At 42.1% G+C, this 23,109-nt stretch carries 23 protein-coding genes; 21 read left to right on the top strand and 2 right to left on the bottom strand.

The window, feature by feature from the left end; translation table 11 throughout:
• Window position 1 precedes the first annotated feature (1 nt).
• Genes nuoH through RBR61_RS02325 form a run of 9 tightly spaced genes read left to right on the top strand, consistent with a single transcriptional unit; the run spans window position 2 to window position 10,639 of the window.
• The gene (nuoH, locus tag RBR61_RS02365) at window positions 2–988 is read left to right on the top strand and encodes an NADH-quinone oxidoreductase subunit NuoH (RefSeq protein WP_320341902.1); all 987 of its coding nucleotides are present in this window, start codon (window positions 2–4) and stop codon (window positions 986–988) included.
• 9 nt (window positions 989–997) lie between these two features.
• On the top strand, window positions 998–1,633 hold the full coding sequence (nuoI, locus tag RBR61_RS02360; RefSeq protein WP_320341901.1) for an NADH-quinone oxidoreductase subunit NuoI: 636 nt from the start codon (window positions 998–1,000) through the stop codon (window positions 1,631–1,633).
• 11 nt (window positions 1,634–1,644) lie between these two features.
• Entirely contained in the window at window positions 1,645–2,223 is a 579-nt protein-coding gene (locus tag RBR61_RS02355; protein WP_320341900.1) for an NADH-quinone oxidoreductase subunit J, read from the top strand.
• Window positions 2,220–2,528, top strand: a complete 309-nt coding sequence (nuoK, locus tag RBR61_RS02350) for an NADH-quinone oxidoreductase subunit NuoK (RefSeq protein ID WP_137014985.1) — start codon at window positions 2,220–2,222, stop codon at window positions 2,526–2,528. The genes RBR61_RS02355 and nuoK overlap by 4 nt, the downstream gene beginning before the upstream one ends.
• 3 nt (window positions 2,529–2,531) lie before the next feature.
• Window positions 2,532–4,454, top strand: a complete 1,923-nt coding sequence (nuoL, locus tag RBR61_RS02345) for an NADH-quinone oxidoreductase subunit L (protein WP_320341899.1) — start codon at window positions 2,532–2,534, stop codon at window positions 4,452–4,454.
• A gap of 3 nt (window positions 4,455–4,457) precedes the next feature.
• Window positions 4,458–6,005 carry an NADH-quinone oxidoreductase subunit M gene (locus RBR61_RS02340; protein WP_320341898.1) on the top strand — a complete coding sequence of 516 codons (1,548 nt, stop codon included), beginning with the start codon at window positions 4,458–4,460 and terminating at the stop codon, window positions 6,003–6,005.
• Window positions 6,005–7,513, top strand: coding sequence for an NADH-quinone oxidoreductase subunit NuoN (nuoN, locus tag RBR61_RS02335; RefSeq protein WP_320341897.1), 1,509 nt, complete (start codon window positions 6,005–6,007; stop codon window positions 7,511–7,513). The genes RBR61_RS02340 and nuoN overlap by 1 nt, the downstream gene beginning before the upstream one ends.
• A 23-nt stretch (window positions 7,514–7,536) precedes the next feature.
• On the top strand, window positions 7,537–9,900 hold the full coding sequence (locus tag RBR61_RS02330) for a flagellar protein (RefSeq protein ID WP_320341896.1): 2,364 nt from the start codon (window positions 7,537–7,539) through the stop codon (window positions 9,898–9,900).
• A 22-nt stretch (window positions 9,901–9,922) separates the two neighbouring features.
• Window positions 9,923–10,639, top strand: a complete 717-nt coding sequence (locus RBR61_RS02325; protein WP_320341895.1) for a Sir2 family NAD-dependent protein deacetylase — start codon at window positions 9,923–9,925, stop codon at window positions 10,637–10,639.
• On the opposite strand, the gene miaA is transcribed toward RBR61_RS02325, so the two are convergent.
• Window positions 10,625–11,515: a tRNA (adenosine(37)-N6)-dimethylallyltransferase MiaA gene (gene miaA, locus RBR61_RS02320; RefSeq protein WP_320341894.1), complete on the bottom strand. Its 891-nt coding sequence runs from the start codon at window positions 11,513–11,515 to the stop codon at window positions 10,625–10,627. The two genes, RBR61_RS02325 and miaA, sit on opposite strands and share 15 nt — an antisense overlap.
• Before the next feature lie 66 nt (window positions 11,516–11,581).
• On the opposite strand from miaA, the gene mqnP reads away from it, so the two are divergent.
• The 9 genes from mqnP to bcp are packed head-to-tail and all read left to right on the top strand — an operon-like array spanning window position 11,582 to window position 17,845.
• Window positions 11,582–12,442 (top strand): menaquinone biosynthesis prenyltransferase MqnP, encoded by an 861-nt coding sequence (gene mqnP, locus RBR61_RS02315; protein ID WP_320341893.1) that lies wholly within the window; start codon window positions 11,582–11,584, stop codon window positions 12,440–12,442.
• Window positions 12,439–12,960, top strand: coding sequence for a hypothetical protein (locus RBR61_RS02310; protein WP_320341892.1), 522 nt, complete (start codon window positions 12,439–12,441; stop codon window positions 12,958–12,960). Before mqnP ends, RBR61_RS02310 begins: the two co-directional genes overlap by 4 nt.
• Window positions 12,957–13,475, top strand: coding sequence for a hypothetical protein (locus RBR61_RS02305; protein WP_320341891.1), 519 nt, complete (start codon window positions 12,957–12,959; stop codon window positions 13,473–13,475). The genes RBR61_RS02310 and RBR61_RS02305 overlap by 4 nt, the downstream gene beginning before the upstream one ends.
• 6 nt (window positions 13,476–13,481) lie before the next feature.
• On the top strand, window positions 13,482–14,645 hold the full coding sequence (locus RBR61_RS02300) for an FtsW/RodA/SpoVE family cell cycle protein (protein WP_320341890.1): 1,164 nt from the start codon (window positions 13,482–13,484) through the stop codon (window positions 14,643–14,645).
• 21 nt (window positions 14,646–14,666) lie between these two features.
• The gene (murG, locus tag RBR61_RS02295; RefSeq protein ID WP_320341889.1) at window positions 14,667–15,689 is read left to right on the top strand and encodes an undecaprenyldiphospho-muramoylpentapeptide beta-N-acetylglucosaminyltransferase; all 1,023 of its coding nucleotides are present in this window, start codon (window positions 14,667–14,669) and stop codon (window positions 15,687–15,689) included.
• Complete coding sequence (locus tag RBR61_RS02290) at window positions 15,682–16,284, top strand: DedA family protein (protein WP_320341888.1); 603 nt, start codon at window positions 15,682–15,684, stop codon at window positions 16,282–16,284. The genes murG and RBR61_RS02290 overlap by 8 nt, the downstream gene beginning before the upstream one ends.
• A 3-nt stretch (window positions 16,285–16,287) precedes the next feature.
• Window positions 16,288–16,755 carry a DUF420 domain-containing protein gene (locus RBR61_RS02285; RefSeq protein ID WP_320341887.1) on the top strand — a complete coding sequence of 156 codons (468 nt, stop codon included), beginning with the start codon at window positions 16,288–16,290 and terminating at the stop codon, window positions 16,753–16,755.
• Window positions 16,756–16,765: 10 nt separating this feature from the next.
• A complete protein-coding gene (locus RBR61_RS02280) occupies window positions 16,766–17,347 on the top strand; it encodes a cytochrome b/b6 domain-containing protein (protein ID WP_320341886.1) in 582 nt (193 codons plus the stop codon).
• 21 nt (window positions 17,348–17,368) lie between these two features.
• Window positions 17,369–17,845 (top strand): thioredoxin-dependent thiol peroxidase, encoded by a 477-nt coding sequence (gene bcp / locus RBR61_RS02275; protein WP_320341885.1) that lies wholly within the window; start codon window positions 17,369–17,371, stop codon window positions 17,843–17,845.
• Between the two features lie 126 nt (window positions 17,846–17,971).
• Here bcp and RBR61_RS02270 read toward each other — a convergent pair whose 3' ends face one another.
• Window positions 17,972–19,588 carry a DUF3373 family protein gene (locus RBR61_RS02270; RefSeq protein ID WP_320341884.1) on the bottom strand — a complete coding sequence of 539 codons (1,617 nt, stop codon included), beginning with the start codon at window positions 19,586–19,588 and terminating at the stop codon, window positions 17,972–17,974.
• Window positions 19,589–19,948: 360 nt separating this feature from the next.
• Here RBR61_RS02270 and rpsB point away from each other — a divergent pair, with 360 nt between their 5' ends.
• The 3 genes from rpsB (at window position 19,949) to RBR61_RS02255 (ending at window position 23,103) form a co-directional block, all read left to right on the top strand.
• Entirely contained in the window at window positions 19,949–20,734 is a 786-nt protein-coding gene (gene rpsB / locus RBR61_RS02265; RefSeq protein ID WP_320341883.1) for a 30S ribosomal protein S2, read from the top strand.
• A 2-nt stretch (window positions 20,735–20,736) separates the two neighbouring features.
• Complete coding sequence (tsf, locus tag RBR61_RS02260; RefSeq protein ID WP_320341882.1) at window positions 20,737–21,792, top strand: translation elongation factor Ts; 1,056 nt, start codon at window positions 20,737–20,739, stop codon at window positions 21,790–21,792.
• Window positions 21,793–21,906: 114 nt separating this feature from the next.
• The gene (locus tag RBR61_RS02255; protein WP_320341881.1) at window positions 21,907–23,103 is read left to right on the top strand and encodes an FAD-dependent oxidoreductase; all 1,197 of its coding nucleotides are present in this window, start codon (window positions 21,907–21,909) and stop codon (window positions 23,101–23,103) included.
• Window positions 23,104–23,109: the final 6 nt, after the last annotated feature.

Here is a 23,109-nt window from a genome sequence, read left to right as displayed (position 1 = left end):
TATGGAAACAGCATATTTAATTGAGACGATCATCAAGATCGTCGTGATTTTACTTATATTTTCTGCACTGGCGGGAATCGGTACATATTTTGAGAGAAAAGTTCTCGCATTTATGCAGCGCCGTCTAGGACCTGTAAATGTCGGGCCTTTTGGTCTACTTCAAGTTGCAGCAGACGGTATTAAACTCTTTACAAAAGAGGATATCGTTCCGACAAACGTAGTCGGACGTATCTTTAAAATTGCACCTGTTATTACGGCTGCAACTGCATTTATGGCAGCGGCGGCTATTCCGTTCTTGCCCTCTTTTACTATCTTTGGATATGAAGTACATCCTATAGTAGCAGATATTAATATCGGTATATTATATATCTTGGGTGTTATGGGTGTCGGCCTGTACGGTCCTCTTCTTGGCGGTATGGCTTCTGCGAACAAGTTCTCGCTCCTCTCTGCTGCGCGTGGTGCTGCTGTATTTATCTCTTATGAGGTTATTACCGGTTTATCGATCTTAGCTCCAATTATGATGGTAGGTTCACTTTCGCTTATAGACTTTAACGAGTATCAAGCAGGCGGAATTACAGACTGGATAGTATGGTCTCAACCTGTAGCGTTCATACTTTTCTGGATAGCGGCTTTTGCAGAGACAGGAAGAACACCTTTTCACTTGGTTGCAAACGATCACGAGATCATTGACGGATTTGGAACTGAGTACTCAGGAATGAGATGGGGTCTTTTCTTCATCGGTGAGTATGCAAATATGTTCTTTATCTCTTTTGTTATGGCGCTTCTGTTCCTAGGCGGCTACGGAGACGGAAGTCTTTTAGGTGCTCTTGGATTGTTAGCTAAAGTTGCGTTCTTCTTCTTCTTTTTCTTATGGACAAGAGCGGCTTGGCCTGATATAAGACCGGATCAGCTTATGTGGCTGTGCTGGAAAGTTTTAATGCCGATAGCAGTGATAAATATAGTTATCACTGGTATAGTAATGATGTAAGGGGTGAGTATGCATAACGAACATATAGAAGAACATTTTAACAACAGAAATGTCACGGAGATAGACAGCAACTACTATATGGTAGATATTGCTCCTTACCCTACAGATGGATGGGGTAAATTTAAAAGAGTTTTAAAAAGAGCGCTAAGAGGCGAGCTTTTTGTGGGTCTTTGGGTAGTTCTAAGAGAGATGATCAGATTTGACATCCACACTGTTCAATATCCTGAAGAGAAGATGCCGATCGGACCAAGATACAGAGCGGTTCACGAGATGAAGCGACTTTGGGAGTCTGATACCGAGAGATGTATCGGGTGCGGACTTTGTGAGAAGATATGTATCTCTAACTGTATCAGGATCGACACTAAGATCGATGAGAACTCTCGCAAAGAGGTGACAGAGTATAGCATCAACCTTGGTCGTTGTATCTTCTGCGGCTACTGTGCCGAAGTATGCCCTGAATTGGCAATTACGCACGGCGGCGAGTATGAAAATGCATCTGACCAGAGAGAGCATTTTATAATGTATCAGGATATGCTCACGCCGCTTGACAAGATGAAAGCCGGAACTCAGGTCGAGTTTGAAGGCTTTGGCGCGATCACACCACATGAAGACGAGCGTGTTAAAAAAACACCTCTAGCATATTAAGGAGTTTGTTTATGTTTGAAGCAGTTGCATTTTATCTGTTCGCTTTTTTAACGATTTCGATGTTCTATATAGCGGTGACAACCTCACAGGCGCTATATGCTCTATCGGCTTTGGCGGCAGGAATGATTTTTATATCGGCGTTTTTCTTTATTTTGGGCGCTGACTTTTTAGGTGCGATTCAGATCGTTGTTTACTCCGGTGCCGTAATGGCTCTTTATGCTTTTGGTATGATGTTCTTCGATACGACAAGAGATGTAAAAGAGAAGCAGGGTAATAAAGCGATCATTTTTGGACTAAGTATCATTAGTGCAGTTTTGGTTGTGCTTATTGTTTCTGCTCCGATCATTGGAAGCAATATCGAAGCGCTTTACCCTGTAACTGAAGGTGCGGGTAATACTCAAGACGTAGGTATGGTTCTATTTACAAAATACCTTATCCCTTTTGAGATGGCAGCCGTAATGCTACTGGTCGCTATGATCGCCGGTATTGTACTTGCAGGGAAGAAGATGGATCTCTCTCTTACTCTTATGAATGACCAAGAGATACTGAAAATGAGAGAAGAAGATAAAAACAAGAAGGTGCTCTCATGATGGAAATAGGACTAAATCACTACCTTGTGCTCTCAACGATCCTTTTTGCAATAGGATTAGTGGGGATCATGAGAAGAAAGAATCTGCTTATGCTCTTTTTTGCTACAGAGATACTTTTAAACTCTGTAAACATCTCTTTTGCCGCAATTTCACACTACTACGGTGATCTTACTGGCCAGATGTTCGCGTTTTTCGTTATAGCTATTGCTGCTTCCGAAGTAGCGGTCGGGCTTGGGCTTTTGATCGTATGGCATAAAAAACATAACAATATAGATCTTGACAGTATGTCAACGATGAGAGGATAGAATATGGAACTCTTTTTATATACGGCACTTTTCTCACCGCTTGTTGGTTCTTTGTTCGCTGCGCTTTTCGGTGCATCTCCAAAGACTAAGATCGCAGGAATAGTTCCAAGTATTCTTCTTGGGGTGTCATTCTTAAGCTCTTTGGTACTTCTGGTTCTTGTAATGCTTACTGGACATACTGTTCATGTTGAGATGATGACATGGATGGCTACGGGTGATCTTTACATTCCGTTTGGTTTCGTTGTCGATCAGGTAAGTGTTACTATGATGATAGTAGTAACTTTGGTCTCTACGGTTGTTCACGTTTACGCTATCGGATATATGGACCATGATGCAGGATTTAACAGATTCTTCGCATGGCTCTCGGCGTTCGTTTTCTCAATGATGATACTTGTTATGAGTGACAACTTCGCAGGTCTTTTTATCGGCTGGGAGGGTGTTGGTCTATGTTCATGGGGACTTATCGGTTTTTGGTATAAAAAAGAGAGCGCTACTTGGGCAGCTAACGAAGCGTTTATAATGAACCGTATTGCTGACCTTGGTATGCTTATCGGTATCTTTTTGGTTTACTGGAACACGGGAACTCTCCAGTATGATGAAGCTTTTGCTGCAATGCCGTCACTTGATACTGCGGTACTGACTTGGATGGGAATCTTCCTCTTCATCGGTGCTATGGGTAAATCGGCTCAGTTTCCGCTTCACACTTGGCTGGCAGACGCTATGGAGGGTCCTACTCCTGTTTCTGCTCTTATCCACGCGGCAACGATGGTAACGGCGGGTGTATATCTTGTTATCCGCGCAAATCCTCTTTATGAACTGATCCCTTCTGTAGGGTTGTTTATCGCATCACTAGGAGCGTTCGTCGCACTTTTTGCTGCTTCAATGGCGCTTGTAAACCGCGATATGAAGAGAGTTATAGCGTACTCTACGCTCTCTCAGCTCGGTTACATGTTCGCAGCTGCGGGTCTTGGCGCTTACTGGGTAGCACTTTTCCACCTTATGGCACACGCATTCTTTAAAGCGCTTCTATTCTTGGGCGCAGGTAACGTTATGCACGCTATGCACGATGAGCTTGATCCGTTTAAGATGGGTGGTCTTAACAAGGTGATGAAGGGAACGTTTGTTATGATGACGGTAGCTTCTGTTGCGCTTGCGGGAATCTTCCCTCTTGCTGGCTTCTTCTCAAAAGATCTGATCTTGGAGGTCGCTTTCGTTGAACATCACTTTATCATCTATTCCGTATTGCTGCTTACTGCAGGTCTTACTGCATTCTACTCATTTAGACTTGTGGCACTGATCTTTCACGGTGAAGACAGATATAAGCATTTCGGAATTCATCCGCACGAAGCTTACAGATTTATGCTTATCGCGATGAGCCCGCTTCTTCTTCTTGCAGTCATTGCAGGCGCGTTTAAGATGGGATACTTCAATATGGTCACAGAGCTGCTTCCTGCAACAGAGTATCATGTACACTCGGCTACGACGTATTGGATAATGACAATCGGGACACAGCTTTTTGTAATCGCGGCGATCGCTTATGCTTACAAAAAGTATACAAGCAAAGATATCAAAGTGCCTGATGGGACATCTAAAATGGAGAACAGTTTCGGATATAAACTGCTTATTAATCAGTACTATATTCCTTACTTCTACGAGAACTATATTGTAAAAGCGTATAGAGAGCTCTCAGAGCTTTTCTGGACGAAGATCGATCAGAAGATCGTAGATGGAACTGTTGACGGTATAGCAAATATATTCTATCAGACAGGTGACAAAACAAGAGTTATGCAAAGCGGTAATCTATCGACTATGCTTAAGTGGATGGTAGCAGGAACGGTTGTTCTTCTGTCATTGGCTGTGGTCTTTGGGCTTGCAGTTAGATATTCTGGAGAAATAAAGACAATTCTCTCAGGTTTAGGAGTTTAATAGATGTTGGATCATATCTTATCGATTTTAATTTTCTTCCCGGCACTCGCAGCGATGCTTGGATTTGTAGTCAACAAGGAGAGTATGCGTTCTTACGGTGTTGCCGTTGCCGCTATCGAGTTTTCTCTTGCACTCTGGCTATGGTTTGCATTTGACTCAAATGCATCTGGTATGCAGTTTATGGAGACTATCGCGCTTGTTCCGACATTCGGTATCAACTACATAGTAGGGGTTGACGGAATTTCGCTCTTTATAATAATTTTAGCGGCGTTCTTTACTCTGATAGGTATCGCATCTCTTGGCGAGACAAAAGATGTAAAAAACATGATCATCACGCTTCTGTTCTTGCAGATGACAATGGTCGGTGTTTTCGTTGCTCTTGATGCTATCGTATTTTATGTATTTTGGGAATTATCACTCGTGCCGATGCTATACATCATCGGTGCATGGGGCGGACCTCTTAGAATCTACGCATCCGTAAAGTTCTTCTTATATACTTTTGCCGGTTCACTTGTTATGCTCGTGGGTATGCTTTTTATGGCGTACTTCTACTATCAGGCAACAGGTCAGTGGAGCTTCTCGATCTTAGAGTGGTACCGTCTGATCCTGCCTGAATCTTTCCAGATATGGCTCTTTGTTGCGTTCTTTATTGGTTTTGCTATCAAAGTTCCTATGTTCCCGTTCCATACCTGGTTACCGTACGCTCACGGTCAAGCACCGACTATCGGTTCGGTAATACTTGCGGCAATTTTGCTAAAAATGGGAACATATGCGTTCATCCGTTTTTCACTTCCGCTCTTTCCGGATGCATCGGTCTACTTTATGTACCCGATAGCTATCTTGGCGATCATTATGATCATCTATACGGCGATGGTAGCGTATGCGCAAAAAGATGTTAAGCAGGTTGTTGCTTACTCTTCCGTATCACATATGGGTGTTATTATTCTTGGTACGTTCGCATTAAATGTTGAGGGTATCTCAGGTTCTATCTTCTTGATGATAGCACACGGTGTCGTATCTGGTGCGCTCTTCTTGCTTGTAGGCGTTATCTACGACAGAAGACATACAAAACTTATGAGCGAGTTTGGAGGCTTGGCTTCTGTAATGCCTCGTTTTGCAACAATATTTGGAATAATGCTTATGGCTTCGGTCGGTCTTCCGCTCACTATCAACTTCGTAGGTGAGTTCTTAAGCTTGCTTGGTTTTTATAAGCAGTCACACATCTTAACGCTTCTAGCCGGTACGGCGATCATAGTCGGCGCTATCTATATGCTTGCGGCTTACAAGAAGATGTTCTTCGGCGAAGTTACAAAAGAGGAGAACAGAAATCTTCCTGATGTTAACAAAAGAGAACTTGTCGCTCTTGTTCCGCTTGTGATCATCACTATCTGGCTTGGTATATATCCTAAACCTGTTTTGGGAACTATAAACACAAGCGTTGAAGGCGTTGTTCAATTGATGCACGAAAAAGCGATTTCAGATGAAGCAAAAGAGAGAATCCCTAATTTGGACCTTATCATCAAAAGAACTTCAGCTAAGGAGGCACACTAATGTTATCACCTGTAAATGTTTCTATTGAGTCGCTAAATCTAATGACTCTTGTGCCAATGCTGATCCCAATCGTTGGCGCACTCTTAATCATAGTTATTGATCTGTTTAAAAGTGATCAACACAAGTCTCTTTATGTAATGCTGAGCCTTCTTGTACTTGGTGTCGATTTTGTTGCACTCTTAGACTCTGCGGGAATATTTGAGAAAAACGGTACGGTCATGGGTGTCTTTGACGTTATGCTCATAGACGGTCTGGCTATTTTATCGCAGTTTATAATTGTCGGTGCTTCTATGCTCTTCATACCGTTGGCACTTACGCATAAGAGATTCCATGAGTTCAGCTACCCTGAGTTCTTCGCGCTCTTCTTGTTTATGATAGCTGGCTTCCAGTTCATGGTTGCAACTGACAATCTTATACTTATATTTGTAGGGTTGGAGACTGCTTCTTTGGCACTCTATACGCTTATTGCTATGCACAACCGCGACAAATCGTTTGAAGCAGCTGTTAAGTACTTTACTATGGGTGCGCTTGCAGCTGGATTTTTCAGTTTCGGTTCTATGATATTTTACGCCCTTACAGGCTCTGTTGAGATCAACCAGATCGCGGCAGTTTTGACTGCTAACAACTATGAAGATATAGGCTTTGTTCTTGTAGGCGTTGTATTCCTGCTTGCATCTTTCGGCTTCAAACTCTCGATGGTTCCGTTTCACACATGGACGCCTGACGTTTATGAGGGCTCATCTGCTGCACTTGCTGGTTATATGTCGATCGTTCCTAAGATAGCGGCTTTTGTTGTTGCTATGAGACTCTTTGAGTTCCTGATCCACAGCGGCGTGGTCTGGCTTGAGGTCATCCTCTATATGGGTGTTGTAGTGACTATGACCATGGCTAACGTATGGGCGCTTGTTCAGACGGATGTTAAGAGAATGCTTGCGTACAGCTCTATCTCGCATGCAGGTTTTGTTATGGCGGCGATATTGATCGGTACGACTCAGTCAAACAGTGCGCTTTTCCTCTACTGGATTCTCTTTAGCTTTACAAACCTCGGTTCGTTCTCTATGCTATGGATAAGCAGACAGAAAAATCTTCCTGCGCATCAGCAGTCAGACCATAGCTACAACAAGTTCGCGGGTATGATAAAGACAGCACCTGTCGCTGCGACAATTATGGCTCTGTTTATGTTGAGTTTGGCTGGTCTTCCTCCGTTTGCTCTGTTTTGGGGTAAAATGTATATGATAAGTTCGGCAGTTACAGGCGGATATACTATATTGGCGCTTATTATGGCTCTAAACTCGGCGATAGCGGGTTACTACTACCTAAAACTCATTGTTTATATGTTTATGAAGGACCCTATCGTTGAAGACGGCGGTCACGTTTATAGTGCAAATGCTACACTTCCGCTCAAGACTATCATCGGTTTTGCTGCCATAGGAACTATATTTGCTTTTATAGCCGTAAATTGGCTTTTAGACTTTATTACGGTGTTTGTATATAACAGCGGCTACTAAGATACATTAAAGGAGTATTTCATTTGTTAAAAATAGTACTTCTTGCTCTTTTTGCTTTTAATGTTTTTGCCCTTGAAATATCTCTTCAAGGTGCAAAAGAGAATCATCAGCCATACTCCACTTTCCACATAAGAGACAGCGAAAAATTTCTATGCCAAGAGGTTTTGGATGATTTTGAAGCGGTCTCAAAAATAGTGTGCGCATTTTCAAAATCACCTTCACAGAAGATACAAAAACTCCAAAACAGTTTTTTTGAGATAGACACAGAGACAAAAAAAGAGACCTTCTTTTTAGTGATAAAGCCGTTTCACAAGATGAAGCTCTTTCCCATGGTCTTTGACCTTAAAAAAGAGGAGACGATCTTTAGTGCGGATATAAAGCTCTCAAACCACTGGATGATAGTCGGTTATCCGGATGAGATGCCTCTTTTGCAAAAGCATGAGTACTCCGAAGCGGCGATAAACTTCCCTTTTACGTACCCGGAGGATATGCTCCCTTATGTCGGCTCTTTGGATATGAAAGGCAATCCTGTTCATATAAAAAAGGTCGGAGACGTAACCGAGTATCTAAAGATAAAAAAGCTATACGAAGAGAAGAACTACGAGTTTACGCTTGAGTTGATAAATGATATTATGAGAGAGTATCCAAACTCGCTATTTAGAGCCGAGCTGCTTTTTTATAAGATCAGGGTCTTCTCAAAGCTCCAAGAGAATGAAAAGGTGGTTGAGGCGGCAAAAGAGTTTTTAAGGGAGTACTCTTCTGATGAAAATGTAGCAGAGGTCCTCTCTCTCATAGCCAGAGCATACTCAAAGCTTGGCATGAGTAGTGATGCGGATTACTTTTTTGACAGACTCTTTAACGAACATGCAGATTCACCTTACTCTTACTGGGGCTATATATATCTGGCAGAGTCGCTTGAGAATGACGGCAGTTCTACAAGGGCGAGAACCCTTTACGAAAAAGTGCTCTCACAGAGCGATGACATAGATGTAGCTGCGGAGGCGGCATTTAAATTGGCGCAAAATCATATGGCTAACTCAAATGCAAAAGGGGCGGCCGCTCAGATAGAGAAGATCATAAAAGCAAAACCTGAGTACTTCGCACAGACAAACATCTATAAATCTATGGATATGATGTATGACCTTGCGGACAATGCAGAGCTTGTACAAGCGGCAGGAATCGCAAAGGCTCTTTTTGAAAATATTGAGCCTACCGAGGATGTTTATGAGGAGCTATCCAGAAATATCGGGATCTGGCTGAGCAAGACAGACAAGAAGCAAGAGGCTCTAAGTGCGCTGAACAAATATCTAGAGCGTTTTGGAGGCGGCATGTATGCCGAAGAGGTTCAGATCGCAAAAGATTCACTCTTCTTTGATGTAAGCGATGAGAACGCTTCGGTAAAACTTGAGACCTATGACAAGCTTATGGATGAGTATCAAGACGACAGTATCGGAAATAAAGCCATATATGAGAAGGCAAAGCTTTTAATAGCCGAAGAAATGTTCGCAGAGGCACTGGGCATGGAGCGGGAGCTGTTAAATCTGAATCAGCAGGAGTATCCTGATGTGCAGGAGATAATAACTCAAGCTGCAATAGGAACGATGAAACGTGCCCTTGAGCTTAAAGAGTGCAACAGCGTGCTTCTTATCTCATCACAGTATAAGATCGAGCTCTCCGACGAGTGGGATGACGGAGTCTATGAGTGCGCTATGAAGGGTGCTGATTTTGAACTTGCTAAAAAGATGGCGGATAAAAACCTAAAATCAAAAGATATTGAACATAGAAAAAAGTGGCTATCCAGATACATAAAGGTCGATTTTGCGACAGGAAACTACTCCAATGTTATTGAAGCCTCAAAAGAGCTAATAGCGCTTATAAAAGATGATAAAGAGTCACAGTACAAAGATGTATACAGAACTCTTTTTGACACCTATCACAGGCTAGAAGATCAGCAGAAGATGATAGAGTCGATCGTAGCTCTTACAAAAGTCTACAGAGATGACTACAGGGATATTGAGAGATATGTCGCGGTAATGGCAGTTGGAAGTGATATAAAAGACAACAACTTGGTCATAGAGTACGGCGAGAAGATAATGGCTATACAGAAGAGCTCAGACTCATACGCGCAAAGCCCGTTCGTTGAGTTTGCCCTCTATGGAGCTTATATAGAAAAAGAGGACTACAACAGAGCACTTGAGGTGATAAGTTCGCTTGACGCTTTAGAACTCGATGCCACGCAAAGAGCAAGACAGAAGTATCTTCTAGGTAGCGTGCTTGAGAAGCTCTGGAGAGATGATGAGTCGCAAAAAGCATACCAAGAAGCTATAGATGCAGCGCCTGAGTCCGCATGGGCAGAGCTGGCAAAGAGTGCAAAAGCGATACGGTAGTTCTTTGTTTTGGGAGAAGCAGATGGCAAAAGTTTTGATTTTAAGCGGTGCTGGTATAAGCGCTGAGTCTGGCATAAGTACATTTAGGGACAGCGGCGGGCTATGGGATGAGTACGATGTGAATGTTGTCTGTAATTATGACAGTATGCAAAAGCACGAAGAGCTGACCATAGAGTTTTACGACAAAAGAAGAGCAGAGTTAGAAAGCAAAGAGCCGAATTATGCTCACAAGGTAATAGCTGCTCTAAAAAAGAGATACGGCAAAGAGATAGCGGTAATTACGCAAAATGTGGATAACCTTTTTGAAAAAGCGGGATTAGATTCCGATGAGGTTATTCATCTTCACGGTTTTTTAAGAGAGCTTAGATGTCAAGACCCGTATTGCGAGAAAATTTTTGATGTAGGGTATGCAAGCCAAAAAGAGTTTAACGGCGGAATATGCCCCTCATGCGGCTCAAAGCTAAGACCAAACATTGTCTTTTTCGGCGAAGCTGCGCCAATGTATGAGGAGCTGAGCAGGCATATTCAGGATTGCGAGCTGTTGATCGTCATCGGCACAAGCGGCAATGTTATCGGCGTAAACATGATGGCACAGTTTGCTACTAGATCTATTTTAAACAACTATGAGCCAAGCATTGCCATAAATGACGCCTACTTCTCAAAAGTGCTCTACAAAAAAGCGACAGAGGCAGTTGACGAGATAGCGCAGGAGATAGAGAGTTTTTTAGATATAAGATAAGATGATCTCTTCAAGATCCTCAAGCGGCGCGCTTATTATATTTTCAAACTGTGTGCGGTTAAATGTCTGCTGTCTTTTTGCAAGCTGTGCTGTGTGTGTCGAGATATTCTCTACCATCTGCTCAAACGTCACTTTACCGTCAAGATACTCCAAAACCTCGACAATGCCTATGGAGCCCATCGAGTTAGGAAGCCTTGTGTAGCGTTGTTCTAGGCGGCAGACTTCATCTATTAAGCCCGACTCGACCATCTTTAGAGTGCGTTTTTTGATCCTCTCTCTTAAAACTTCTCTGCTAACATCAATGTTGTAAATAGGGAGATTTTCTATTATCGGTTTTGGAGGATTTGCCTCAAACCACTGGCTTGGAGCAACTCCTGAAGCCTCATAGATAAGGAGCGCTTTTTCTACCCTGTATCTGTCCGATGGCGAGATATTTTTCATATACTTCTCATCTAGCTCATACAAAAAGTCGTAACAGCTACTTAGGTCGCGCACTCTTGCCTCTGCACGCTCAGCCGCCTCTTTGGTTATCTTTGGAATCTCGGAGAGCCCGCTTATAAGTGATTTTAGGTAAAAGGATGTTCCACCTACGATGATGAGGTTTTTTTTCTCTTTTTTGCAAAGAGATGCCACCTCTTTGTAGAGGTTTATAAAAATTTCAACGCTGAAGTACTCATCAGGATTTAGAAGGTCAATGCCGAAGTGTTTAACTTCTTGAAGCTCTTTTTTTGACGGTTTTGCAGAGACGATGTCTATCTCTTTGTAGATGCTTAGAGAATCGATCGAGAGGATATAGGCATCGATTTTTTTTGCGATATTTATCGCCAAATCACTTTTTCCTGATGCCGTAGGACCTATAATTGCGAGCTGAATCATCTCAGGATTATAGCAATTTTAAATCAACTTTGGGTAAAATAAAACAAAAAAGTGCCAAGGTTCAATTTGAAGCGATATATAAGCAAACTCAGAGATTTTAACGAACTTGTCATGTTTGAACACTCTATCTTTTCACTCCCTTTTATTTTTATAGCAATGATAGTCGCAGCGGACGGCTGGTTCGGGTTTTGGCTGCTTATCTTAGGCGTATTTGCCGCAGTGAGTGCAAGAAACTTTGCGATGGGTCTTAACAGATATGCAGACAGAGACATAGATGCGCTAAATCCTAGAACAGCTTCAAGACCGAATGTTGACGGAAGGCTTGACGCTTCAAGCATTATGATCTTTACCGTCGTAAACGCTCTTGTCTTTGTTGCGGTGGCATATATGATAAATCCGCTGGCATTTGCCCTTAGTTTTCCTATCCTTGGGGTTTTGGGCAGCTACTCCTACTTTAAGAGATTCTCGTCTTTGGCGCATATCGTGCTGGGTCTTTCACTCGGGCTTGCTCCTATAGCAGGAGTCGTGGCGGTAAGTGCCGAGATAACTCCGTGGTCGGTTATGCTGAGTCTTGGTGTTATCTTTTGGGTTGCGGGCTTTGACCTTCTTTACTCTTTGCAGGATATGGAGTTTGACAAAGAAAAAGGTCTTCACTCCATCCCTTCGATGTACGGTTCTGAAGCTACCCTTCTGCTCTCATCGCTCTTTCATATTCTGACCATAATTTTTTGGGCGCTTTTTGTCTGGGTCGCGGAGCTTGACTTTTTCGCATACCTTGCCGTAGTGCTAAGTGCAGTGATGCTCGGCTACGAACACTATCTTGTGAGAAAAGATTTTACAAAAATAGACCGCGCCTTTTTTACCGTCAACGGCTACTTAGGTGTAGTGTTTTTCTTTTTGATCATATTTGACAAGGTTTTATTATGAGCGTAAGATTAGTAAAAGCACCTATTGACATAGCGTTTAGTGAGGTCCAGGGCGATGAAGAGGCTTACTTAAGAGAGTATCAGCAGCTAAGCGAGAGCGATGAAGACCCGATAAACCAGTGGCTAAAACTCGCACGTGCAAAGGGCGATACCAGCGATACCGATCCTGTTTTACTCAACCTTATGGTCGAACTTTATAGAAAAGTGGACAACTTAGAGAAGTTTTTAAAGAACGAGGAGCCAAAAAGGGTATCTTTGAGCCATGAAGTTGACATTGATTCCATAGGGTTTGAGCACTTTAAACTCTCCCAAGATATTCTAAAAGAGGGCGTGGAGTACTACGGCAGAGTTGCCATGCCTGTTCATCCAAAGAGAGACGTAGGCATATTTTTTACTGCGCTTGATGGCTCTTTGGCAAAGATAACAAAGATGCATGAACGTGACGAGAGAGAGTGGAGCGCATATCTGACCGCAAGAGAGAGAGTCCTTATCCGTGAAGCAAAAGAGGGCAGAGAATGAATCTTGAGGCTATAAACGTAGAGTACTTGGTAGTTGCGATGGCAGCTATGATCTTGTACCTTATCTACTATGTTTTTACAAAAGATTCGGAGTACAACAAAAACATCCGCTCAGTAGCAACGGTTGCCGAGGAGCTAAACAGAGAGATATTCTATCTTAAAAAACAGCTCAGCGATACTCAGGCGGGCATCAAAAAAAACACAAGCCGTATGAGTGACGATGAGATATACCAAGAGGTAGAGAGAACTGTTTACGATATGGTAAAACCTATCTCTCTTAGCCTAAAAAGATTAGAAGAGAGCATCAGTACCATAGATGAGCATATAAATTCACGTCTATCTTCGTTGGAGAGCGGCGTTAAGCAGATATCCATTCCCGCTTCTATTCACGGAAACGATGATGAGAAGATAATCTCTTTGTATAAGCAGGGAGTAACTCTGGAGACCATTTCAAAAGAGCTTCATATATCTAAAGCAGAAGTTGAGTTTGTTCTGAAAATCAACAAAATAAAGTAATCTTTAATGGCAGACACAAAGCTCTTTACCCTCGTCTCTATACTTATCGGCATAAGCATAATCCTCACATACACGCTCTCGGCATATACGACCATACTTTTTGGCGTAAATGAGTTTCACTTTGCCATTCGTCAGGCAGCGTTTGGCATATTTAGCATACTGGTGATCTGGCTTTTGGCGCAAGGAGACCCGGATAAACTGCTCACCCCTATAGGTTTTACATTATTTATCGGCTCGACCGTTTTGATGATAGCTATGCCTTTTTTGCCTGACTTTCTTGTCTCGGCGGTCGGAGGGGCAAAGAGATGGATAAAGGTCTTTGGCTTCTCTCTTGCTCCCGTTGAGTTCTTTAAAATAGGGTTTATCTACTTTTTGGCGTGGAGCTTCTCCAGAAAGCTCGGGTATCACGACGGCATGGGCGTAAAAGAGGAGTATATAAGGTTTGCTCCCTACGGCATTGTCTTTGTGGGTGCTATGTTCATTATAGCTTTTGTTCAAAATGACCTTGGTCAGGTCGTGGTTATCGGGCTCACGCTTCTGTTTATGCTTATGTTTGCTGGAAGCAGTTTTAGATTTTTCTTAACTCTTTTGATCGGGACACTTATGTTCTTTATATTTTTTATCGTAAGTGCCGAACACAGGATACTGCGTATAAAATCTTGGTGGGCGCTTGCACAAAACAGCGTGCTGGAGCTTTTCCCCGACGCCATTGCCGCTCAGCTTAGAGTTCCCACAGAGGTTGAACCGTACCAGATAGGGCACTCTTTAAATGCCATACATAACGGTGGACTCTTTGGAGTCGGGGTTGCAAACGGCACGTTTAAGCTCGGTTTTTTAAGTGAGGTTCACACCGACTTTGTTCTTGCTGGACTTGCCGAAGAGTTTGGATTTTTCGGGGTTTTGGCGGTAGTTATTATATTTATGTGGATGCTGCAGAGAATTTTTAAGATCGCTAACCGTACAAAAGATCAAAGAGTTTACCTCTTTAGTCTTGGAGTAGGGCTGCTTCTATCATTCGCATTTTTGGTAAATGCGTATGGCATCAGCGGAATAACGCCGATCAAAGGGATATCCGTTCCGTTTTTGAGCTACGGAGGCTCATCCATCTTGGCGGCTTCCATCGGTGTGGGAATGGTACTTATGGCATCCAAAAAAGCGAAGATGAAATAAGATGACAATATTGGAAAACAGATGAAGTTTTGTATAACAGGCGGCGGAACAGGCGGGCATCTTATGATCGCCGAGGCTCTTGTGCAAGCTGCGGCAAACGAGGGACATGAAGCGATCTTTATAGGCTCAACGAGCGGGCAGGACAGAAAATATTTTGAAGATCACAGCACTTTTAGCCATGTCTATTTTTTAGAGACGACTGGCGTCGTAAATCAAAAGGGGCTTAAAAAAGTAAAAGCGCTCTGGCTGGTACTAAAGGCATTTTTTGCTTCAAGAGCCATTTTAAAACGCCATAAAATAGGAGCAGTCTACAGCGTAGGCGGTTTTTCGGCGGCTCCAGCCTCTTTCGCAGCCATAAGCAGAGGGATCCCACTTTTTATACATGAACAAAATGCGGTAGAGGGAAGACTGAACTCGCTTCTAAAACCGTTTGCCGCAAGATTTATCTCCGCTTACGATGAGAACTCCTCTGTAAAAGGCTATCCCGTAAAAGATGAGTTCTTTAAAAGTTCAAGAGTGAGAGAGAAGATAAAAACAGTTATCTTTTTAGGCGGCTCACAAGGTGCAAAAGCCATAAACGACTTGGCGCTTAGTGTAGCAGGCGAGCTTCAAAGCAGAGGAATCAAGATCATCCATCAAGCCGGTGAGAGGGATTATGAGAGAGTAAAAGCAGAATATGAAGAGCTGGGCATAGAAGCCGAACTTTACGCTTTTACAAAAGAGATGCCATCTTTGATGTCAAAGGCGGATCTGGCGGTCAGCCGCTCAGGTGCGAGTACTTTATGGGAACTCTGCGCTAACGGACTGCCTGCGCTCTTTATCCCTTTTCCTCATGCCGCGTCCGATCATCAATACCACAATGCACGCTTTATCGTTCAAAACGAGATGGGGTGGTGCGAGAGAGAGGGTGAGGGTCTTAGGGAGAAACTGATGGGGCTTCTGGATGAAGATCTTAGTAAAAAAAGTAGTGCTCTGATGGAGCACTCAAGCAGGGACGTGGCAAAGATGATGATACTAGATGCGCACAGGAAGTCAAATGATTAGAGAGCTGGCAGCCGATCTTGTAGATCTGATTTTTGACTGGGGCTACCTTGGGATATTTCTGCTTATGACCATAGAGAGCTCGTTCATCCCTTTTCCAAGCGAGATAGTCCTTATCCCTGCCGGTTATTTGGCGTCAAAAGGCGATATGAACATGGGGATGATAATGTTGAGTGCTCTTGGCGGTTCGATGGCGGGTGCTTTTATAAACTACTTTTTGGCACTCTTTTTGGGAAGAAAGATCCTCAAAAAGTATGGAAAATACTTTTTTATCAGCGAAGATGCTCTTTTGAAAATGGACACATATTTTCAAAAGCACGGGCATATCTCTACATTTATAGGAAGATTGGTTCCGGGAATACGACAGCTTATCTCCATCCCTGCGGGTCTGGCTCGTATGAATCTGGCGGTATTTTCTACTTATACGGCTTTGGGAGCCGGGATCTGGGCTTTGATCCTTGTAATGCTCGGCTACTTTATAGGAGAAAATCAAGAGCTTATCGAGAGTTATTTAAAACAGATAACGATCGGAGTTCTTATGACCTTGGTTTTATTAGCTTCGTGGTATATTTATTATCAAAAAACAAAGAGGATTTAAAAGATGGATAACAATTTAGGATATATGTTTGAAGCAGGTTTTTTTGGAACGCGCGCGCCGCTCTTTATGGATTTGGTAACACTTATAGTTGCGCTTTTGCCGTTTCTTGTGACTCTGGCTATCTCGTTTGCGAGAAATAAGCATTACGCTCTCCATTCATATCTTCAGATCATAATATTTGCCTTTTCCGTCATAATCCTTACATACTTTGAGTACGGTGTGAGGGTAGGCGGCGGTTTTGCAGCCTTTATGCAGGAGAGCGGAGTCTCATACAGCTACGCTCTTATGGTCCTCATTGCCCATATCATTATTGCGGTCATCACGGTCGTATTATGGGCGATAGCTATCTTTAGAGCCAAAAAACTGTTACAATTAGGTGTTCACAGAAAAATGGGTCTTATAACATTTGCGGGAGTGGTACTTACTTCCGTAACCGGGATATGGGTCTATTTTTTAATGTTTGTTTACTAAGGAGCTTAAGATGAAGTACACGGCAATTTTTAGAGTCTGGCACTGGTTAAATGCCATAGTTATTTTAGGTTTGGTGGGAACCGTTCTGCTTAGAAAAGGATTTTTAAGTTGGAGGACTAACTCTGAGATTATAATGACAAAACTCTCCGATATGGGAGTTGAGATATTTAAAGAGGATGCGGTAGCGATAGCAAAAGCCATTCGTGCTCCTATGTGGGAGTGGCATATTATACTTGGTTACGCTCTTGCATTCTTGGTAGTTTACAGGATCGCTCTGTTCTTTTTTGACAAGAGCCAAAAAGAGGATTTTGCCTCTTTGGATCTTCATAAAAAAGGTGTTAAAGTTTCATACTATATTTTGTATGCGGTAATCATTTTTATGACTATCAGCGGTTTTGCAATGTATCTTAAAGAGGAATTGGCTTTGGCAGATGCAACCGTTAAAAGCATAAAAGAGCTTCACGAGTTAGTGTATAACTACTTTTTGATATTTATACCTCTTCACATAGCGGGAGTTGTTGTTGCAGATATAAGAGAAGAGCATGGTCTGATCTCTACGATGATAAACGGAAGAACAAAAGATAAGTTTTAGTTAATATTACAAAGGAATAAAATGGTTGAATTAGAAAGTGTTGCACCGGAGTTTTGTCTGCCAAATCAGGATGATGTGGAGATATGTTTAAGAGATCTCAAGGGGAAGTGGATAGTTCTCTACTTCTACCCAAAAGACAACACTCCGGGGTGTACGACAGAGGCGTGCGACTTTAGCGAGGCAGCACCCGATTTTAGCTCTTTAAATGCGGTCATACTCGGTGTTAGTGCAGACTCTACGGCAAAACATAGAAACTTTATTGAGAAAAAAGATCTTAGTATTACTCTTTTGAGCGACGAGGCAAAAGAGATGCTACAAGCATACGGCGTGTGGCAGATGAAGAAAAATTACGGCAAAGAGTATATGGGGATCGTACGCTCAACTCTAATCATAGATCCAAAAGGTGTCGTAAAAGCTATTTGGAAAAATGTTAAAGTAAAAGATCACGCAAGAATCGTTAAAGAGAAGTTAGAAGAACTACAATCTTTAGTTTCTTAAAAACTGTTTTTCGCTCATTCTCATAATTTCATCCTTAAAATTATTTGCGAGGACGAGTGCTAAATTTCACATCGTGTGAAATTTTAAGCACTCGAACCGCTCAAAACAATTTTTTACATAAAGCTATTAATATTTATAGCGAATGTAGAGACGGATGTCTTGAGCATTATCTACAACTTGATCACCCATTCCATAAGCAACAGCCTCATCTATTGTTACAGGAGTACCAGTTGTACTTCCAAAGAAACCGTTGCTTCCACTGTACTCATAATCTATATATGTATAACGAAGTTGAAGCGATAGAATATCTTCAACAAGGTACTCTGTAAAGTATACCTCATAAGCGTCACCGCGAGCTGCAACTTTTGAACCTATGTTTGTATCTTCACCATACGTTACACTTCTCCAGTATTTACTTCCATGGTTATACTCTACACCCCACTTTCCATAGTCAGAGATAAGCGAAGGGAACTGTGTTCCAATCCAAAAAGATGTACCCGTTTCGCTCTCTGTTGAACCAAGCATGCTTTGACCCTCTTTTGGATCAGTTTTTGAAACTGCAAAACTCGCAAAAACTGTAGTGTAGTCCAAAAAGTCGCTCCATCCATTGCCTATGCCCTTAGTCATAGCATAAATAACCCCGCTATGCAGACCGCCAACAGTATCAAAGCCATCTCTATAATCTATAGTCAATGGATTTGCATCAGGATCTTTTACATCAATAAGATTACTTGCGTAGTAGTACATGCTCGATACTTTGTACTGTCTATCTTCATACGGAGTAAAGATAAATCCTGCGAGATCTATATCAGAGTTTGCGCCTTCATTCATGTCAGCATAAGGAGTACCGTCTGAAGAAAATTTAGGTGCCGCCTCGCTCATCCCGCGTCCAAGACAGAATTTTATAGAAGTTCCCCACTCTTTGTTTAGCGTAAACTGAGAACTAAGTCCGTCAAATTCTACGTTTATACCGTGACCTACAGGCGAATTTGCATGATCGTCGTCTCTAAGATTTACAAGTGCACCGTTAGTTGATGGACGACGACCGATGCTAAAGGTCCATGGAATGTCCATACCAAAAAACTCTTGGTCTTGCCATAAGAAGTATGCGCTGCGCACTCTTATTTTATCATCATAGGCACTTTCGTTTGCGATCCAGTCAAAACCTTCAAGTGAAGCACTCGCTGGGTCGCTTGCTCCTGAGCGTTGACCAAAAGCTTTATTATATGCAAGTTGACCAATAAAGCTTAGGTTGTTCGTAGCTTTGTAGCCCATGTCTATCCAGAGTCTGTTTGTCATAAAGGCGTCATTTTCTCTTTTGTCTCCATCAGCCATCTCATAGTTCATATTTTCTATAGCAAATCTATAGTCAACTTGGAACTTCAGGTGTGAGCCAGATGTGTTTCTGTTTAGCTCAGCGATGCTCTCCTCGATGTCAAAGAGTCTGTCTTCTGTAGTCGGAATATACTCATCATCCTCATCCGACTCCTCCTCCTCTGCTTCTTCGGCAGAAGCTACAACTTCTGTATCTTCTGCTGCATCATCTGAAGCGACAGCTTCTGATTCGCTCTCTTCTTCCTCTTGGAGAGACTCTTTTTGAGCTTTAAGTTCAGCAATCTCTTGCTTTAACTTGTTCATCTCACGCTCCATTGCTTCAAAGCGTTCGTACATAGTAGATTCGGCACTTAGATTTGTTACAATCAGCGCAGCAGCAGCTAATGAAAGCAGTAGTGGCTTCTTCATATTCATCCCTTATTTAAAAGCAGTAAATAATGCTTTTTTGTTGATATTCTCACTAGTACTATACCCAGAATATATAAAAAAATTTTTAAATTGTGATAATTTTATATAAAAAAATCTAATAGATAGAGAGGGTGTTACAAAGCAGTATCTCAAATGCAGTTATCCTAAATATAAAAAAGCTTATATTAAACATATTTTTAGTACAATTCGCGGATTTTCTTTCACTTTAATAGTTGAAGAAATATTCAACAGGTATGTATCAAAAGTCAGTGTAACCCCCTTTTTAGGTGGGTATTACCCGATATTACCAAAGTTAACTGACGCAAATTCTGGCTGAAAAACGCCCTTAAAGGACCTTGAATGGTAACTATGAAAGACCTATTGGAGTGTGGTGTACACTTCGGACACCAGACACGTCGTTGGAACCCGAAAATGAAAAAATATATTTTCGGTGTTCGTAAAAACATCTATATTATAGATCTACAAAAAACTCTTCGTTACTTCCGTAACACGTACCAGATCGTTGTTGATGCGGCGGCTGAGGGTAAAACTGTTCTTTTCGTTGGAACTAAAAAACAAGCACGCCAATCTGTAAGAGATGCAGCTATCGCTTGTGGTATGCCTTACGTTGATAACAGATGGTTGGGTGGAATGCTTACAAACTTCCCTACTATTCAAAAGTCTATCCGTAAACTTGACGTTATTAGCGAGATGCAAGAGAACGGTCAAATGGATCTTTTAACTAAGAAAGAAGCACTTATGCTTACTCGTCAAAAAGAGAAGCTAGAAGTATACTTCGGCGGTATCCGCAATATGAAAAAACTTCCTGACATGCTTTTCATAGTTGACGCTGTTAAAGAGCATATCGCTGTTCTAGAGGCTCGTTGTTTAGGTATTCCTGTTGTTGCTCCACTTGATACTAACTGTGATCCTGATCTTATCACTTACCCGATCCCTGGTAACGATGATGCTATCCGCTCTATTCAGCTTTTCTGTCGTGAGATGACTGAAGCTATCAATGAGGGTAAAGCTCTTAGAGACGGTGGAAAAGTTGAAGCTTCAGATGAAGAAGTTGAAGCTGATGAGAGCGCATCTGTAGAAGATATCGACGCATTTGAAGAAGAAACTACGACAGAGGAAGTATAATTATGGCAGATATTACAGCAGCAATGGTAAAAGAGTTGCGCCAAGCAACTGACGCACCTATGATGGATTGTAAAAAAGCTCTAGTTGAGTCTGACGGAGATATGCAAAAAGCAACAGAGTGGTTAAAAGAGAGAGGTATCGCTCAATCAGCTAAAAAAGCTGACAGAGTCGCTGCTGAAGGTCTTGTAGGTTTCAAACTTGCTGATGACTTCTCTCAAGCTACTATCGTTGAGATCAACTCTGAGACAGACTTTGTTGCTCAAAACGAAGGCTTTAAGAACCTGGTTCTTAAAACAACTGAAGAGATATACTCTACTTCTCCTGCAGATGTAGAGAGCTTAAAAGCAACATCTTTTGGTTCTTACTTCGCTGAGAGCGTTGCAAAGATCGGTGAGAAGATAGATATCCGCCGTTTTGCTACGCTAAAAGCTGATGACGAAACTGTTGCTCTTAATGGTTACATCCACTCTAACAATCGTATTGCGGTTATCGTTTTAGCAAAGTGTGACAGCAAGAAAACTGCAGAGGGGCTAGTGCCTACTCTTAAAAATATTGCAATGCACGCATCAGCTATGAAGCCTACAACACTTTCATATAAAGACTTTGATGCGGAGTTTGTTGAGAGTGAAACAAAGGGAAGAATCGAAGCTCTTAAAAAAGAGAATGAGGAGTTGGCGCGTTTGAAAAAGCCTCTAAAGAACATTCCTCAGTTTATCTCTATGATGCAACTTAGCGATGAGGTTTTGGCAAAAGCTGAAGCTGATATCAAAGCGGCTCTTAAAGAGCAGGGAAAACCTGAGCAGATCTGGGACAAGATCGTTCCTGGACAACTTGCTCGTTTTATAGATGACAACACTACTTTAGACAAGGAGCAGGCACTTCTTGATCAGACTTATGTTTTAGATGACAAACTGACTGTTGCTCAAGCTGTTGAAAAAGCAGCAAAAGATCTTGGCGGAACAGCTGAGATAGTTGACTTTGTTCGTTTTGAAGTCGGCGAAGGTATTGAGAAAAAAGTTGACGACTTCGCTGCAGAAGTCGCTGCTCAAATGGGTTAAGGATCACTCCTTAACTCTCTCCCGCATATAACTACAATCAAAATTTTCAACATAATTTAGCTAAACAGACCAAAGATGATATAATTTTTTCAAATAAACCGATAAGGGTAAGTTTTGAATAAAAATAAGATCATTGTAATAGGCGGCGGTTACGGCGGGCTTCGCACCGTTGAGAGGCTTGCAAAAAATCCGCAAAACGAGATACTGCTTTTAGATAAGAACCCCTACCACTTCGCACAGACAGACGTATATGACCTCATAGCAAACGAGAATGATTTTGCTCAGGTAACGGTCGATCTTTTTACCTTTTGCAGCGGCTTTGAGGGCAATGTGACCTTCATAAAACAGGAGGTAAAGAACATTGACTTTAAAAATCAAAAAGTTATAACTTCTGTTCAGAGATACGGATACGATTACCTTGTAATCTCAGTCGGTGCGCGTACCAAGTTTAGAGCAGATGTTGCCGGACTTCGCGAATACGCGTACGGTGTAAAAGCTCTCCACCGCGCTATGTATTTTAAGCAAAAATTCGAGATGTCGCTATTTAAAAGGGTAGAAGAGAGCGGAACAAGCTGTAAGCCTATCAATATAATAGTAGCAGGCGGCGGTCTAAGCGGTGTAGAGATAGCGGCTCAGATGGCGTCGTTTTCAAAAGAGTTCTATCGCAAGAACAACTTTATATGCAGAAAACTAAACATTGTGCTCGTAAATTCCGGCAAGCATATTTTGCAGGGGCTTGATGAGGAGTTGATAAAAAAGAGTGATCAGAGATTAAAAAAGCTTGACGTAGTGATAAAAAATGAGAGAAAAGTCGTTGAGATAACAAAAGAGAGAGCAAAGCTAAGCGGCGGTGAAGAGCTTCCTATGGATTTTATGATATTTGCAGGCGGTATTGAGCCAAACGGACTTGTACATGAGCTCTCTATCGATAAAAACGAGATGGGATATATTGTCACAAACGGCTATCTTCAGACACAAAGTCACGATAATGTTTTTGCCATAGGCGACTGCACGAGCATATACAACGATGGAAAAATCGTCGCACCGACAGCAGATACCGCAGAGCAGATGGCAGATATATGCGCCAAAAACATAAACAATCTAATAGAGAAAAAACCGCTAATAGCACACAAAATCAAGTCCCGAGGAATATTAATAGCTTTGGGCAGAGGCTATGCAGCTGCTAAAATATTCGGTTTTGGCTTCAGCGGATACCTTGCGTACATGATGAAAAAGATCGTAGAGAGGGTCTATGAAAAAAGATTGGAGATGCGTTCAAGAAAAGGGTGCAAAAAGATATTTTGTGACTAGACTTCT

The organism is Sulfurimonas sp., from assembly GCF_034005705.1.
Classification (GTDB): Bacteria; Campylobacterota; Campylobacteria; order Campylobacterales; family Sulfurimonadaceae; genus Sulfurimonas.
Note: the sequence above shows the minus strand (reverse complement) of the source record. Positions and strands in the feature narration are given on the sequence as shown.